The sequence below is a fragment of the Lacisediminihabitans sp. FW035 genome (assembly GCF_054880895.1).
In genome coordinates this window covers 3311671-3324928 of the sequence record NZ_CM142187.1, presented here as the reverse complement: position 1 = coordinate 3324928, position 13258 = coordinate 3311671, and the positions used below count along the sequence as shown (strand labels likewise).

At 68.1% G+C, this 13258-nt stretch carries 11 protein-coding genes; 9 read left to right on the top strand and 2 right to left on the bottom strand.

Features of this window, described 5'->3' with window-relative positions; all coding sequences use genetic code 11:
• Nucleotide 1: 1 nt before the first annotated feature.
• The 8 genes from dhaL to ACVXZ4_RS15845 all read left to right on the top strand — a co-directional run bounded on the left by dhaL (nucleotide 2) and on the right by ACVXZ4_RS15845 (nucleotide 10654).
• Nucleotides 2-640 (top strand): dihydroxyacetone kinase subunit DhaL, encoded by a 639-nt coding sequence (dhaL, locus tag ACVXZ4_RS15880; RefSeq protein WP_461795771.1) that lies wholly within the window; start codon nucleotides 2-4, stop codon nucleotides 638-640.
• The gene (gene dhaM, locus ACVXZ4_RS15875) at nucleotides 637-1347 is read left to right on the top strand and encodes a dihydroxyacetone kinase phosphoryl donor subunit DhaM (RefSeq protein WP_461795770.1); all 711 of its coding nucleotides are present in this window, start codon (nucleotides 637-639) and stop codon (nucleotides 1345-1347) included. The genes dhaL and dhaM overlap by 4 nt, the downstream gene beginning before the upstream one ends.
• 93 nt (nucleotides 1348-1440) lie before the next feature.
• Nucleotides 1441-2658 (top strand): cell division protein PerM, encoded by a 1218-nt coding sequence (locus ACVXZ4_RS15870; RefSeq protein WP_461795769.1) that lies wholly within the window; start codon nucleotides 1441-1443, stop codon nucleotides 2656-2658.
• 49 nt (nucleotides 2659-2707) lie between these two features.
• The gene (purN, locus tag ACVXZ4_RS15865) at nucleotides 2708-3331 is read left to right on the top strand and encodes a phosphoribosylglycinamide formyltransferase (RefSeq protein WP_461795768.1); all 624 of its coding nucleotides are present in this window, start codon (nucleotides 2708-2710) and stop codon (nucleotides 3329-3331) included.
• The gene (purH, locus tag ACVXZ4_RS15860; protein WP_461795767.1) at nucleotides 3328-4932 is read left to right on the top strand and encodes a bifunctional phosphoribosylaminoimidazolecarboxamide formyltransferase/IMP cyclohydrolase; all 1605 of its coding nucleotides are present in this window, start codon (nucleotides 3328-3330) and stop codon (nucleotides 4930-4932) included. The genes purN and purH overlap by 4 nt, the downstream gene beginning before the upstream one ends.
• A gap of 438 nt (nucleotides 4933-5370) precedes the next feature.
• Entirely contained in the window at nucleotides 5371-6582 is a 1212-nt protein-coding gene (gene ddaH, locus ACVXZ4_RS15855; RefSeq protein ID WP_461795766.1) for a dimethylargininase, read from the top strand.
• 524 nt (nucleotides 6583-7106) lie between these two features.
• Nucleotides 7107-8843, top strand: coding sequence for an ABC transporter ATP-binding protein (locus tag ACVXZ4_RS15850; protein ID WP_461798009.1), 1737 nt, complete (start codon nucleotides 7107-7109; stop codon nucleotides 8841-8843).
• On the top strand, nucleotides 8840-10654 hold the full coding sequence (locus tag ACVXZ4_RS15845) for an ABC transporter ATP-binding protein (RefSeq protein ID WP_461795765.1): 1815 nt from the start codon (nucleotides 8840-8842) through the stop codon (nucleotides 10652-10654). The genes ACVXZ4_RS15850 and ACVXZ4_RS15845 overlap by 4 nt, the downstream gene beginning before the upstream one ends.
• A 306-nt stretch (nucleotides 10655-10960) precedes the next feature.
• On the opposite strand, the gene ACVXZ4_RS15840 is transcribed toward ACVXZ4_RS15845, so the two are convergent.
• On the bottom strand, nucleotides 10961-11284 hold the full coding sequence (locus ACVXZ4_RS15840; RefSeq protein ID WP_461798008.1) for an MGMT family protein: 324 nt from the start codon (nucleotides 11282-11284) through the stop codon (nucleotides 10961-10963).
• A 121-nt stretch (nucleotides 11285-11405) separates the two neighbouring features.
• Nucleotides 11406-11858 (bottom strand): GNAT family N-acetyltransferase, encoded by a 453-nt coding sequence (locus tag ACVXZ4_RS15835; RefSeq protein WP_461795764.1) that lies wholly within the window; start codon nucleotides 11856-11858, stop codon nucleotides 11406-11408.
• 209 nt (nucleotides 11859-12067) lie between these two features.
• On the opposite strand from ACVXZ4_RS15835, the gene ACVXZ4_RS15830 reads away from it, so the two are divergent.
• On the top strand, nucleotides 12068-13231 hold the full coding sequence (locus tag ACVXZ4_RS15830) for an NADP-dependent isocitrate dehydrogenase (RefSeq protein WP_461798007.1): 1164 nt from the start codon (nucleotides 12068-12070) through the stop codon (nucleotides 13229-13231).
• Nucleotides 13232-13258 lie beyond the last annotated feature (27 nt).

Genomic DNA, 13258 nt, shown 5'->3' with positions numbered 1-13258 from the left:
CGTGGCGGACGGCACCGTCTCACTCGACCAACTCGTCGCCTGGCTATCGCGGTTCACCGCGCTGGTCACGGAGAACCGCGGCTACCTCACGGACCTCGATTCCGCTATCGGCGACGCGGACCACGGATCGAACATGGCCCGCGGCATGGCAGCGGTGATGGAGAAGACGGCGGCGGCGCCGTCGACCGCGGTCGACGAGCTGTTCAAGCTGGTCGGGATGACCCTGGTCACCTCGGTCGGTGGGGCGAGCGGTCCGCTGTACGGCACCTTCTTCCTGAGGTTCGGCACTACGGCCGGCGCGGTGGCCGAGCTGGACTCCGCCGGGCTCTCGGGGGCACTCCGGGCCGGACTCGGCGGAGTGGTGGCCCGCGGAAAAGCCGAGCTCGGCGACAAGACGATGTTCGACGCGATGGCGCCGGCGGTCGATGCCTTCGACGCCGAGATCGCGGCCGGAGCCGACCTCGCCGCGAGCGCGGCCGGTGCCGCCGCGGCCGCCGCTGCCGGACGGGATGCCACCGAGCCGCTGGTCGCCCGCAAGGGTCGCGCGAGCTACCTCGGCGATCGCAGCGCCGGGCATCTCGACCCCGGCGCCACCTCGACCGCGTACCTGTTCCAGGCGCTCGCCGAAGCGCTCGCGTGATCGGAATAGTGGTCGTCTCGCACAGCTCGCCCCTTGCGCACGCGGCGGTCGAGCTGGCCCTGCAGATGGTTCCCGGGCAGCGGCCGGCCATCGCGATCGCCGCCGGGGCGGGGGAGGGGCTGATCGGTACGGATGCCACGGCCGTCTCCGCCGCCATCGACGAGGTCGCCTCGCCCGACGGCGTGCTCGTGATCATGGACCTCGGGTCGGCTGTCATGAGCGCGGAGATGGCGCTCGACTTCCGGGCATCCGAGACCGAGGTGCGGCTCTCGAGCGCCCCGTTCGTCGAGGGCCTGCTCGCGGCCATCGTGACCGCAGCGGGCGGAGCCGGCCTCGACGAGGTCGATCGAGAGGCTCGCGGAGCACTCGCGCCGAAGATCTCGATGCTCGGGGAGGCCGCTCCAGCCGTCGCATCCGCTCCCGTTCCCGAGGGGCTGACCGCCGACCTGACCATCATCAATCCGGACGGCCTCCATGCGCGGCCCGCGGCCACGCTCGTCTCGACCCTCGCCGGCTTCGATGCGAAGCTCACCGTGGTGAACACGCGCACCGCCGGCGCGCCCGTTGCGGCCAACAGCCTGATCGGACTCCTCTCGCTCGGGGCGAAGGCCGGGGACGTGCTGACCGTTGCCGCATCCGGAGCCCAGGCCGCAGAAGCGCTCGCGAAGGTGACGGAGCTGGTGACCGACGGATTCGGCGAGCTCTGAGTCGGCGCCTCCGCAGGGAATTGCCGGGGGATTGCGCGATGACGGATCGGCGACCCGGCGGATGGGGCCCGCCCGGGTAGGCTCGCCCCCGGTATGAATCGTCCGCTCACCGCTCTCTTCTCCGCGCTCGAAGCGCTGCTCGTGGCTGCCATCGGGGTCGCGATACCGCTCGTTCCCCTCACGGTGCTGTGGGCGTTCCAGTACGGACTCCAGGTCGATTTCATTGTGTTCTGGCGCACGGCAGTCGACCTCTGGCTGCTCGGGTCGGGTGTCGACATCCGCCTCACCCTCGATCCGGTGATGGCCACCGGGCTCGGATTCGACGGGGCCGGAACACCGTTCATCGTCACGATCGCGCCCCTCGGTTTCGCGCTCGTGACCGTATTGCTCGGTGTACGAGCCGGGCGTCGGATCGGCGAGACTCCCCATCGACTGCTGGGGATGGCGGTCTCCGTCGCCACCTTCGCCGTGATCTCGCTCGGGCTGACCCTCAGCGTGCTTCTGCCGGCTGCCCGCCCGTCGATCTGGCAGGGCACCCTGCTGCCGACGCTCGTGTTCGCGCTCGGGATCGTGATCGGGTCGGAGATCCTTCGACCGGCGTCGACGGATGCCGACGTGCTCGGTGAGCGCGCGCGCGGCATCGTGAGGGGCTGGCGCCCGGAGGTGCGCACGATCATCGTGGCGAGTCTGCGTGGCGGCGTGGCATCCGCGAGCGTCGTGATCGCGGCATCCGCCCTCGCAGTCGCCGTGCTGTTCCTTGCCAACTACGCCGCAATCATCTCGCTCTACGAGAGCGTGCACGCGGGAGTTCTGGGAGGCATCGCCCTCACGATCGGGCAGCTCGCTGTGCTGCCGAACCTCGTGATCTGGGGTGCGTCGTGGCTGATCGGGCCGGGCTTCGCGATGGGGACCGGCTCGTCGATATCCCCTCTCGGCACTACCCTCGGGCCCATCCCGGCCATCCCCGTGCTCGGCGCGCTCCCCGCACCCGGACAGCTCGGCTGGGGATTCCTCGGCCTCCTCGTGCCCGTGCTCGCCGGGTTCTTCGTCGCCATCGCCGTGCGGCCGCGGCTGGCGCGCGACCTCGGACCCCGGGCATCCGTTCGCTCATATCTCGCCGCCGGACTCGCGAGCGGGGTCGTCGGCGGCATCCTGCTCGGGATGCTCGCCTGGGCGTCCGCCGGGTCGGCGGGCCCGGGACGCCTGGTGGATGTCGGACCGTCGCCGTGGCTCGTCGGGGGCTTCGCCGCCCTCGAAATCGGAGTCGCGGCGACGATCGGATTGCTGGCCGGGCGGCCGTCGCGCCGCTGACGCCCCCGGCCGGGCCACTCGGATAAGCCCACTCCGATAAGCTCTGGGGGTGCTCTCTTTGGTCGTGTTGATCTCCGGCGGAGGGTCGAACCTCCGCGCGCTCCTCGAGGCATCCGAAGACGCAGAATTTCCCGCGCGGGTCGTGGCGGTCGGAGCGGATCGTGATGCCGACGGCTTCGAACACGCCGAGGCTTACGGCATCCCCACCTTCGCCGCCGCGCTCTCGAGCTTCGACGACCGCGAGAGCTGGGGTGATGCGATCCTCGGGCAGATCCGGGTCTGGCAGCCGGATCTGGTGATCCTCAGCGGCTTCATGAAGCTGCTTCCGCCCCGCGTGATCGCGGCCCTCAGCCCCAACCTGATCAACACGCATCCGGCCTATCTGCCTGAGTTCCCTGGAGCGCACGGGGTACGGGATGCTCTCGCCGCCGGTGTCACCGAGACCGGCGCGAGCATCATCATCGTCGACAACGGGGTGGACGCCGGACCGATCATCTCCCAGCGCCGGGTGCCCGTGCTGCCCGGCGACACCGAATCGACCCTCCACGATCGCATCAAGCCGGTCGAGCGCGAGCTGCTCGTGCAGGCCGTGCTCGACATCGCCAACGGTGCGATCGATCTCTCGACCATCGCCGCCGACAAGGCGACCCAAGACCCGAGGAGTGCACAGTGAGCGCGCCGACCCACGATCCGTCCGAGTACCGCGCGCGCGACGCCATCCCGATCACCCGCGCCCTCATCTCCGTCAGCGACAAGACCGGCCTCCTCGAGCTGGCCGCAGCCCTCGCCGGTGCCGGGGTCGAGGTCGTCTCCACCGGCTCCACCGCGAAGACGATCGCGGATGCCGGCCACCCCGTCACGGAGGTCGCGAGCGTCACCGGGTTCCAGGAGACCCTCGACGGGCGCGTGAAGACCCTGCATCCCGCCATCCACGCCGGCATCCTTGCCGACTTGAGGCTCGCGACTCATGAGGCCCAGCTCGTCGATCTCGGCATCCGCCCGTTCGAGCTCGTCGTGGTGAACCTGTACCCCTTCGTCGAGACGATCGCCTCCGGGGTCACCGGCGACGACGCGATCGAGCAGATCGACATCGGCGGACCGGCGATGGTGCGTGCCGCCGCCAAGAACCACGCCAATGTCGCGATCGTCGTCTCACCCGACAGTTATGCCCAGGTGATCAAGGCCGTGACCCTCGGCGGCACGACTCTCGCCCAGCGCCAGCGTCTGGCGGGGGAGGCCTTCACCCACACCGCGGCGTACGACACCGCCGTCGCGGAGTTCTTCGCCGCGAACATCGGGATCCGCGCCGAGCACCCGCGCGAGGAGGCCCACAGCTTCACGGTGTCGGCGTCGCTGAAGAACGTGCTCCGGTACGGCGAGAACTCGCACCAGGACGCGTCGCTCTACGTCACCGAGAGCGGTGTCGGCATCGCCCAGGCGATCCAGCTCGGCGGCAAGGAGATGTCCTACAACAACTACGTGGACGCGGATGCCGCGCTCCGCACCGCCTACGACTTCCGCGAGCCTGCCGTCGCCATCATCAAGCACGCCCAGCCCTGCGGCATCGCGGTAGCGCGGGGTGCGGGCGACCCCATCGCCTCCGCTCATCAGCGCGCCCACGACTGCGACCCGGTGTCCGCATACGGCGGGGTGATCGCGGCGAACCGCCCGGTCTCCATCGAGATGGCCCGTACCGTGAAGGACATCTTCACCGAGGTGGTGATCGCTCCCGAGTTCGATCCAGAGGCCCTCGAACTGCTGCAGAGCAAGAAGAACCTGCGCCTGCTCAAGCTGCCGGAGGGCTACCGCCGGGAGCCGCTGGAGTTCAAGCAGATCAGCGGCGGACTCCTCGTGCAGCAGCCCGACGTGTTCGACGAGTTCACCAGCGACGGCTGGACCCTCGTGGCCGGCGAGGAGGCGGATGACGCCACTCGCGCCGACCTCGAGTTCGCCTGGCGTGCGGTGCGCGCGGTCAAGTCCAACGCGATCCTGCTTGCCGATGACGGCGCCTCCGTCGGCGTCGGAATGGGCCAGGTCAACCGGGTCGACTCCTGTCGCCTCGCCGTCTCACGGGCCGGCGATCGGGCGGCCGGGTCGGTGGCCGCATCCGATGCCTTCTTCCCCTTCGCCGACGGCCTGCAGATTTTGCTCGACGCGGGGGTTCGCGCGGTCGTGCAGCCGGGCGGATCGATCCGCGACGCCGATGTGATCGAGGCGGCGAAGGCCGCGGGGGTCACGATGTACTTCACGGGCGAGCGCCACTTCTACCACTAGGTAGCGGCGCCGCGGAGGGTTCCCGCAGCTGTCACAATTTGCTCCGAAACTCGCTCCTTGGAGCACTTTGTTCCGGCTCGCTCTGGGCGCGCAGGGGATGGGCCCGGGGCCACGGCTCCGACCTCGGGGTGCGGGGCTCTGGGGGCCGGATGGCGTGCGCCAGCGCCGTCGGCCCGCTCATCCGTCACAATCGGCGCTGAACCGCGCCCCTGAGAGCGCTTTGCGCCGGCTGAGAGCGCGGTGGCCGCAGCGTCCCGGGCGAATGTGACCTGGTGACGGCGACGTCAGGCACGCCGGTCGAGCAGCGAGCGTCAGCGAGCGTCGGCGAGCCTAGCCCGACCAACGGAGCGAGCCTAGCCCGACCAACGGAGCGGGCCTAGCCCGACCAACGGAGCGGCACAGGCGATCCATAGCCGTCTTCCCCTAGGGTCGTGACCCATGACTTCCGTAAGCGCACGCGTGCCCCTCCTCCGTCGGTTCGCGGGAGCGGTGGTCTCTGCCCTCGCCGTCGCCAGCATTGCGATCGTCGCCACAGCGCTGCTCTTCTTCGGGGGCAACGCCGCCACCCTGGGGCAGCTCTTCGACTTCTTCCTCGGGTCGGCGCTGGCGACTTTCGTCGCACTGGCCGTCTTCGGGATCATCGGCATCTACCGGTTCTGGTACCTCCGCCTGGTGGGCGGAGTGGTCGCCGGCATCGTCGGCGCGCTCGTTGGCTCCTCCCTCACGTTGATCACGGGCGGATCATCGCTGTCCGGCGACATCGCCGGGCAGCTCTTCGGCACCCTTGCCGGACCCAACCTGCCGTTCGTGCTCGCGACCACCGTAGCCACGGTCACCGCGGGCCATGCGTTGTACGGGCGCCTCGTGGGCACGGAGGCGGATGCCGGCACTCGCCGGATCGCGATCGTCCGGGCTCCGGCAGACAGCCTCGCCGACGGCCAGCTCACCCACATGGAGCGGGTGCCGGTGGATCTCGAGCTCGCCAACTCCCAGTGGGATGAGTACGTCGCGCTGCTGTCGAACGCCGGCTGGGAGATAGTCGAAGTGCCGGTCGCGACCGGGCAGCCCGATTCCGTGTTCGTGGAGGACACCATGGTGGTCTTCGGTGACCTCGCGGTGATCGGAAGCCCGGGGTCCGACTCCCGCGCGGGTGAGATCGTGGAAGCGGAGCGCACGATCACCGAACTCGGCCTCACCATCCGCCGCATCGAGATGCCAGGCACCCTCGACGGCGGCGATGTGCTGAAAGTGGACCGCACCGTCTTCGTCGGCCGCGGCGGTCGCACGAATGCGGAGGGCATCCGTCAGCTCCGCGCCCTCGTGACGCCGCTCGGCTACACGGTGGTCGCGGTTCCGGTGACGAAGGCGCTGCACCTCAAGAGCGCTGTCACCGCGCTGCCGGATGGCACGGTCATCGGGTACTCCCCGCTGGTGGACGACCCTTCGGTGTTCGGTCGCTACCTCGCGGTGCCGGAGGCGGAGGGGGTGGCCGTCGTCGTGCTCGCGGATGACACCGTGCTCATGTCGTCGGCGGCACCGAAGTCGGCCGCCCTCATCGCCGACCTCGGCTACCGCGTGCTCACGGCCGACATCAGCGAATTCGAGAAGCTCGAGGGCTGTGTGACCTGCCTGTCGGTGCGGGTGCGCTGAGCCGTTTCGGGTGCCGGGCCCGGCCCAGTTATGCAGCAATTCGTGGCAAACCTTGTGGCACGGCGATAAGCGGGCATATCCTGTAGGGCTGTCCGGTTGACCCCTACGAGGGGTTGGTCAGAGGCCACCTGGTGAAGACACAACTGTTCCGGAGGACACCATGACCATCACATTTCTCGCAACTGCAGGCGCGATGCGTGGTGCGGTCCTCCCGTACAACCCGACCACCCGGATCCGGTAACACCAGGGGCTGTTGACTCCCGGTCGCCGCCCCACCAGCGTCACAGTCCGTCGCCCGGCCCTTGTTTTCGCGGCCGCACGGCATCATCCATATCTCCCACATCTGTTTTCTCCGGCCACCACCGAATGGGTGCGTGCCGACCAATCCGCAAGGAAATCCTGTGTCTGCAGACAACTCGAAACACTCCACCACGGCCAAGAAGAAGGCGAGGGAGGCCCCCGAAGCCAAGCGCCAGGGCACCTTCGCCTCGATCGTGCGGATCTACCCCTGGGCGAAGCCGGCGATGCCGCGCATCTACCTCGGGATGGTGTCCGCCCTCATCGCGGCGCTCGTCGCGCTGCTCATCCCCCAGGTGCTGCGCGCCCTGGTCGACGGTCCGCTCAAAGACGGCGACTCGAGCCAGATCTGGTGGCCCGTCGCCGCCGTGCTCGGCCTCGGCGTGCTCGAAGCCGTGATGATCTGGTTCCGCCGCTGGTTCGTGCTTCAGCCCGGCACCCACGTCGAGGCGGATCTCCGCAACTCCCTCTACAAGCAGCTCCAGGATCTCCCGGTGAACTTCCACGACCGGTGGGCGAGTGGCCAGCTGCTCTCCCGCGCCGTGAGCGACCTCAACCTGGTGCGCCGCTGGATCTCCTTCGGCATAGTGCTGCTCGTCGTGAACACGATCACCATCCTCGTCGGATTCGTCTTCCTGCTCTCGATCAGCTGGATCCTCGGGTTGGTCTTCGTGGTCTGTTCGATCCCCCTATGGATCTACGGCTATCTCTTCGAGCAGAAGTACTCGGTGGTCGCGCGTCGCAGCCAGGACCAGGCCGGCGACCTTGCGACGGCAGTCGAGGAATCGGTGCACGGCATCCGGGTACTCAAGGCCTTCGGTCGCGGCCAGCACGCGCTCAAGAACTTCGCCTCGCAAGCGGAAGACCTGCGCGGCACCGAGATCGAGAAGGCCAAGGCGATCGCCGGAATCTGGCTGTGGCTGCTGATGGTTCCGGATGTCACGTTCGGGCTCTGCCTGCTCGGCGGGGTCTGGCTCGCCGGCGCCGGAGAGATCTCGGTCGGCCAGCTGGTGGCGTTCTTCGCGACCGCCACCGTGCTGCGCTTCCCGGTGGAGTCGATCGGCTTCCTGCTCTCGATGACCTTCGACACGCGCACCGCGGCCGATCGCTTCTTCGAGGTGATGGACGCGAAGAACACGATCGTGGATCCCGAGCACCCGAAGACGATCGCGGCACCGGAGGGACGCCTCGTGTTCGACGACGTGCACTTCCGCTACTCGGATTCTCCGAGCCAGTACGACGATCTGCTCGACGGAATCGACCTGGAGCTCGAGCCGGGGGAGACGATGGCGGTAGTCGGCCTCACCGGCTCCGGCAAGTCCACGCTCACCGCGCTGACCACCCGGCTCTACGACGTGACCGGTGGCGCGATCCGACTGGACGGCGTCGACATCCGCGACCTCGCCCGCCTCGACCTGCGCACGCACATCGCGATGGCGTTCGAGGACGCGACACTGTTCTCGGCGTCGGTGCGCGACAATGTGATGCTCGGCCGCCCGGAGGGGTCGGATGCCGACCTCGCAGAAGCCCTCGACATCGCCCAGGCGGACTTCGTCTACGACCTCCCATTCGGGATCGACACCAAGGTGGGTGAGGAGGGGCTGAGCCTCTCCGGTGGCCAGCGCCAGCGTCTCGCCCTCGCCCGGGCGGTGGCGGCGCGGCCGGAAGTGCTCGTGCTCGACGATCCGCTCTCCGCGCTCGACGTGGACACCGAGGCGCTCGTGGAGGCGGCGCTGCGCCGGGTGCTCGCGTCTACGACGGCGCTCATCGTGGCGCACCGCCCCTCGACGGTCATGCTCGCCGACCGGGTCGCCCTGCTCGAACGCGGTCGCATCACCGCCGTCGGCCGGCACAGCGACCTGCTCGAGTCGAGCGACCACTACCGGTTCGTCATCTCGAGTCTCGAAGACGAGGAGAAACGGGAAGAAATTGTGAAGCGCGAATCAGAGGAGGTCGCTTCATGAGCACCGCCAACATCACCGGGGTCGAGGGCGAAGAGCGCAACGATTTCAGTAAGGCGGAGAGCCGCCAGATCCGGGATCGTTCGCTTCGACTGCTGAACTCGCTGTTGCGCCCGCTCTGGGCGCGGGTCACCCTCACGATCATCGTGGTGGTCATCTCGACGGCGGCGCAGGTGGCCGGGCCCGCCCTCATCGCGTTCGGCATCGACAGTGGGTTACCCGCCCTCGTGAAGCACGACTGGGTGCCGCTCGGCTTCGCCGTCGGTGCGTACCTGTTCACGGGAGTGATCGGGGCGGTGCTGATCGCCTGGTACACCGTGCTGACCGCGCGTATCAGTCAGGCGATCCTGATCGACCTGCGCAAGAGGGTGTTCCTCCACACGCAGCGCCTGAGTCTCGAGTTCCACGAGAGCTACACCTCCGGCCGCATCATCGCGCGCCAGACCAGCGACCTCGATGCCATCCGCGAGCTGCTCGATTCGGGAATCAACCAGCTGATCCAGGGTGGGCTGTACATGGTGTTCATCGCCGTCGCACTGTTCTCCATCGACTGGGTGAGCGGGGTGGTGCTGTTCGGCTCGCTGATTCCGCTCGGGTTCCTCATCCGCTGGTTCCAGGTGCGCTCGCAGAAGGCGTTCCGCGAGACCCGCACGGCCTCCGCGCGTCTGATCGTGCAGTTCGTCGAAACGATGACGGGCATCCGTGCGGTGAAGGCGTTCCGCAAGGAGAAGCGCAACGAGACCGAGTTCGCGGGGCTCGTCGAGGACTACCGGCTGGCGAACCTCCGCACCATCAAGCTCTTCGGAGTGCTCGACCCCGGGCTCGTGCTCATCGGTAATGTGGCGCTCGGCGTGGTGCTGCTCGTCGGCGGCCTGAGGGTGGCCGGCGGCGGTCTCGCCATCGGTGTGCTGCTCGCGGCGCTGCTCTACACGCGGTCGTTCTTCGCTCCGGCGCAGGAGATGGCGATGTTCTACAACTCCTACCAGTCGGCGACGGCCGCGCTCGAGAAGATCTCGGGGGTGCTCGAGGAGCAGCCGAGCGTGCCGGATCCCACACGTCCGATCGACCTCTGGCAGGCGAAGGGCGAGCTGCGATTCGAGGGGGTCGAGTTCGCCTACAAGGCGGATCGCGTGATCCTTCCGCACTTCGACCTCGAGATCCCGGCCGGGCAGACCATCGCTCTCGTGGGCTCGACGGGAGCGGGCAAGTCGACCCTGGCGAAGCTCATCTCCCGGTTCTACGACCCCTCGGACGGTGTCGTCTCGCTCGATGGCATCGATCTGCGCCGGTTGCATCCGAAGGACCTGCGGCGCGCGATCGTCATGGTGACCCAGGAGGCCTACCTGTTCTCCGGCTCGGTTGCCGACAACATCGCGCTCGGCAAGCCGGATGCGACGCCGGAGGAGATCCGGGCGGCGGCAAAGGCGGTCGGGGCGCACGAGTTCATCCAGTCGCTCCCGGACGGCTATGACACCGACGTGAACAAGCGCGGCGGTCGCGTCTCGGCTGGCCAGCGCCAGCTCATCTCGTTCGCGCGGGCGTTCCTCGCTGATCCCGTCGTGCTCATCCTCGACGAGGCCACCGCATCGCTCGACATCCCTTCGGAACGACTCGTGCAGGAGGGCCTGCAGACTCTGCTGGCCGACCGCACCGCGATCATCATCGCGCACCGCCTCTCGACGGTGGCGATCGCCGACCGCGTGCTCGTGATGGAGCACGGGATCATCGTGGAGGATGGCGCCCCGCGCGACCTCATCGCGGGCACCGGTCGCTTCTCGAAGCTGCACGCGGCGTGGCGGGAGTCGTTGGTTTAGGCGCCTGCTGGCGGTGGGCGGTCGGCGGTCGGCGGTCGGCGGTGGGCGGTCGGCGCGGGGCCGCACGCCGCCGCTGGGTGCGGCGTTGGCCGGTCATCCGTCACAGAGTGCTCGTCCGGGCGCTGTGGGGCGCCGTTTGTGACGGTTCGGCGCAGGGGTGCGTCGAGATGGTCTGGGTCATCCGTCACGAACAGCTCGTCCGAGCGCCGGGGCGAGCCGTTTGTGACGGTTCGGCGACGTGAGGGCGAGCCGACGTGAGGGCGAGCCCCGGTGAGGGGGAGTCCCCGCGCACAGACGTCCCGACGGTCAGGGCGCCCAGCGCGCCGCGGCGAGGTCCACGCGGAAGATCCCGGAGGCCGACCACTTCAGTAGGGTGCCCTCGGCACGGAAGTGCTCGAGGGCGCGGGACTCGTGATCGACCGCGGGATGCCCGCTCGCGCGGATGACCCGCCACCACGGGACATCCGAGCCGTAATAGGCCATCGTCTGGCCGACCGCCCGGGCGGCGCGCGATCCGAGAGCCGCGGCCACGTCGCCGTAGGTCATCACCCGGCCGCTCGGGATGGACTCGACCACGGCGAGCACGCGGGAGACGAAATCGTCGGATGCCGAGAGTGTGGGGCCGACTATGGGCGGTACTCCGGCGGGCGCCCGGCAGGTCGGACGGGTTCCGAGTTGTGGCCAACGAGCCCGGGGAGCGTGAAGCGGATGATCCGCATGATGGACGCACCCACCCCCCGAAGCGCCCTGATCACAGCCCGAGCTCGCCGATCTTCTCGCCGTACTGGGTCTCGCCGACCACGGTGAAACCGGTGTGGAGGAAGAACTGCTCCGGCCCCTCTTCGCCCTCTTCCCAGATCGCGGTGATGCGATCGAAGCCGCGCTGGCGGGCTTCCTCAGCGAGGGCCCAGACGGCGAATCGGCCGACGCCGGTGCCCTGGGCGTCCGCCGAGACGGTCACGCGCCAGATGCAGCTGCGGAATTCCTCCTGGGTGGCCTCCGGGTCGAAGTTGCCACGGATGAAGCCAACGACAGTGTCACCGTCGAGCACTACGCGCGGCCAGGATGTCACGGGGCTGATGTACGCATCGGCGATCGCGTACGACGGGGGAGTGACGAACTGCTCCTGCCCGCGTCTCAGCGTGAGGCTGTTGGCGGCCACGATTGTTTTCGCCGACAACTCTTCCAGTCTCAGTTCAGCCATGAGCACAGGCTAACCCCCGCCACCGATCCGGGGGTAGTCGAAGTCGTCCCGAGTCGAAAAAGTATCTCGATGTCGAGATACTTCCGGAAACCGGTAAGCTTGCTGGCGGTGCGCAGAATGCCCCGTCGCGTAAGGAGAATCGGTTGTCCAAGAGCCAGGTTGAAAAGATCAAGGTAGTAGGCACTGTCGTCGAATTGGACGGCGACGAGATGACGCGGATCATCTGGCAGAAGATCAAGGACACACTGATCCACCCCTACCTCGACATCGATCTCGAGTACTACGACCTCGGCATCGAGCACCGTGACGCGACCGACGACCAGGTCACCATCGACGCGGCCCACGCCATCCAGAAGCACGGTGTCGGCGTGAAGTGCGCCACCATCACTCCCGACGAGGCCCGCGTCGAGGAGTTCGGACTCAAGAAGATGTGGAAGTCGCCGAACGGCACGATCCGCAACATCCTCGGCGGCGTGATCTTCCGCGAGCCGATCATCATCTCCAACATCCCGCGCCTCGTGCCTGGCTGGAACAAGCCGATCATCATCGGACGCCACGCCTTCGGCGACCAGTACCGCGCCACCGACTTCCGCTTCCAGGGCAAGGGAAAGCTCACCGTCGAGTTCACTCCGGAAGACGGATCCGAGCCACTCAAGTTCGAGGTCTACGACGCCCCCGGTGACGGCGTCGCCCAGGTGCAGTACAACCTCGACGACTCGATCCGCGATTTTGCGCGCTCGAGCCTCAACTACGGCCTCACCCGCAACTACCCGGTGTACCTGTCGACAAAGAACACGATCCTCAAGGCCTACGACGGCCGGTTCAAAGACATCTTCGAGGAGATCTTCGAGGCGGAGTTCAAGGACAAGTTCGAGGCCGCCGGTCTCACTTATGAGCACCGCCTGATCGACGACATGGTCGCCTCGGCCATGAAGTGGGAGGGCGGCTACGTCTGGGCCTGCAAGAACTACGACGGTGACGTGCAGTCCGACACCGTCGCCCAGGGCTTCGGCTCGCTCGGGCTGATGACTTCGGTGCTCTCGGTTCCGGATGGCTCCGTCGTTGAGGCGGAGGCCGCGCACGGCACCGTCACGCGTCACTACCGGATGCACCAGCAGGGCAAGCCCACCTCGACCAACCCGATCGCCTCGATCTACGCCTGGACCCGAGGCCTCTCGCACCGCGCGACCCTCGACGGCAACCCCGCCCTCGAGACCTTCGCCGCGACCCTCGAAGATGTCGTCATCAAGTCGGTCGAGGCCGGGCACATGACGAAGGACCTCGCCGCCCTCGTCGGGCCGGACCAGAAGTGGGAGACCACCGAGGAGTTCCTCGACACGCTCGACAAGAACCTGGCACTGCGCTTGTCATAAGCACTGCCTGGGCCAGGCCACTGTGCG

What these genes read in the sequence shown, in the direction of transcription:
- ACVXZ4_RS15850 (WP_461798009.1), top strand. Translation starts at nt 7,107, where the DNA reads ATGCCGCGCATCTACCTCGGGATGGTGTCCGCCCTCATCGCGGCGCTC.
- ACVXZ4_RS15870 (WP_461795769.1), top strand. Translation starts at nt 1,441, where the DNA reads ATGAATCGTCCGCTCACCGCTCTCTTCTCCGCGCTCGAAGCGCTGCTC.
- ddaH (WP_461795766.1), top strand. Translation starts at nt 5,371, where the DNA reads ATGACTTCCGTAAGCGCACGCGTGCCCCTCCTCCGTCGGTTCGCGGGA.
- ACVXZ4_RS15845 (WP_461795765.1), top strand. Translation starts at nt 8,840, where the DNA reads ATGAGCACCGCCAACATCACCGGGGTCGAGGGCGAAGAGCGCAACGAT.
- ACVXZ4_RS15830 (WP_461798007.1), top strand. Translation starts at nt 12,068, where the DNA reads ATGACGCGGATCATCTGGCAGAAGATCAAGGACACACTGATCCACCCC.
- ACVXZ4_RS15835 (WP_461795764.1), bottom strand. Translation starts at nt 11,858, where the DNA reads ATGGCTGAACTGAGACTGGAAGAGTTGTCGGCGAAAACAATCGTGGCC.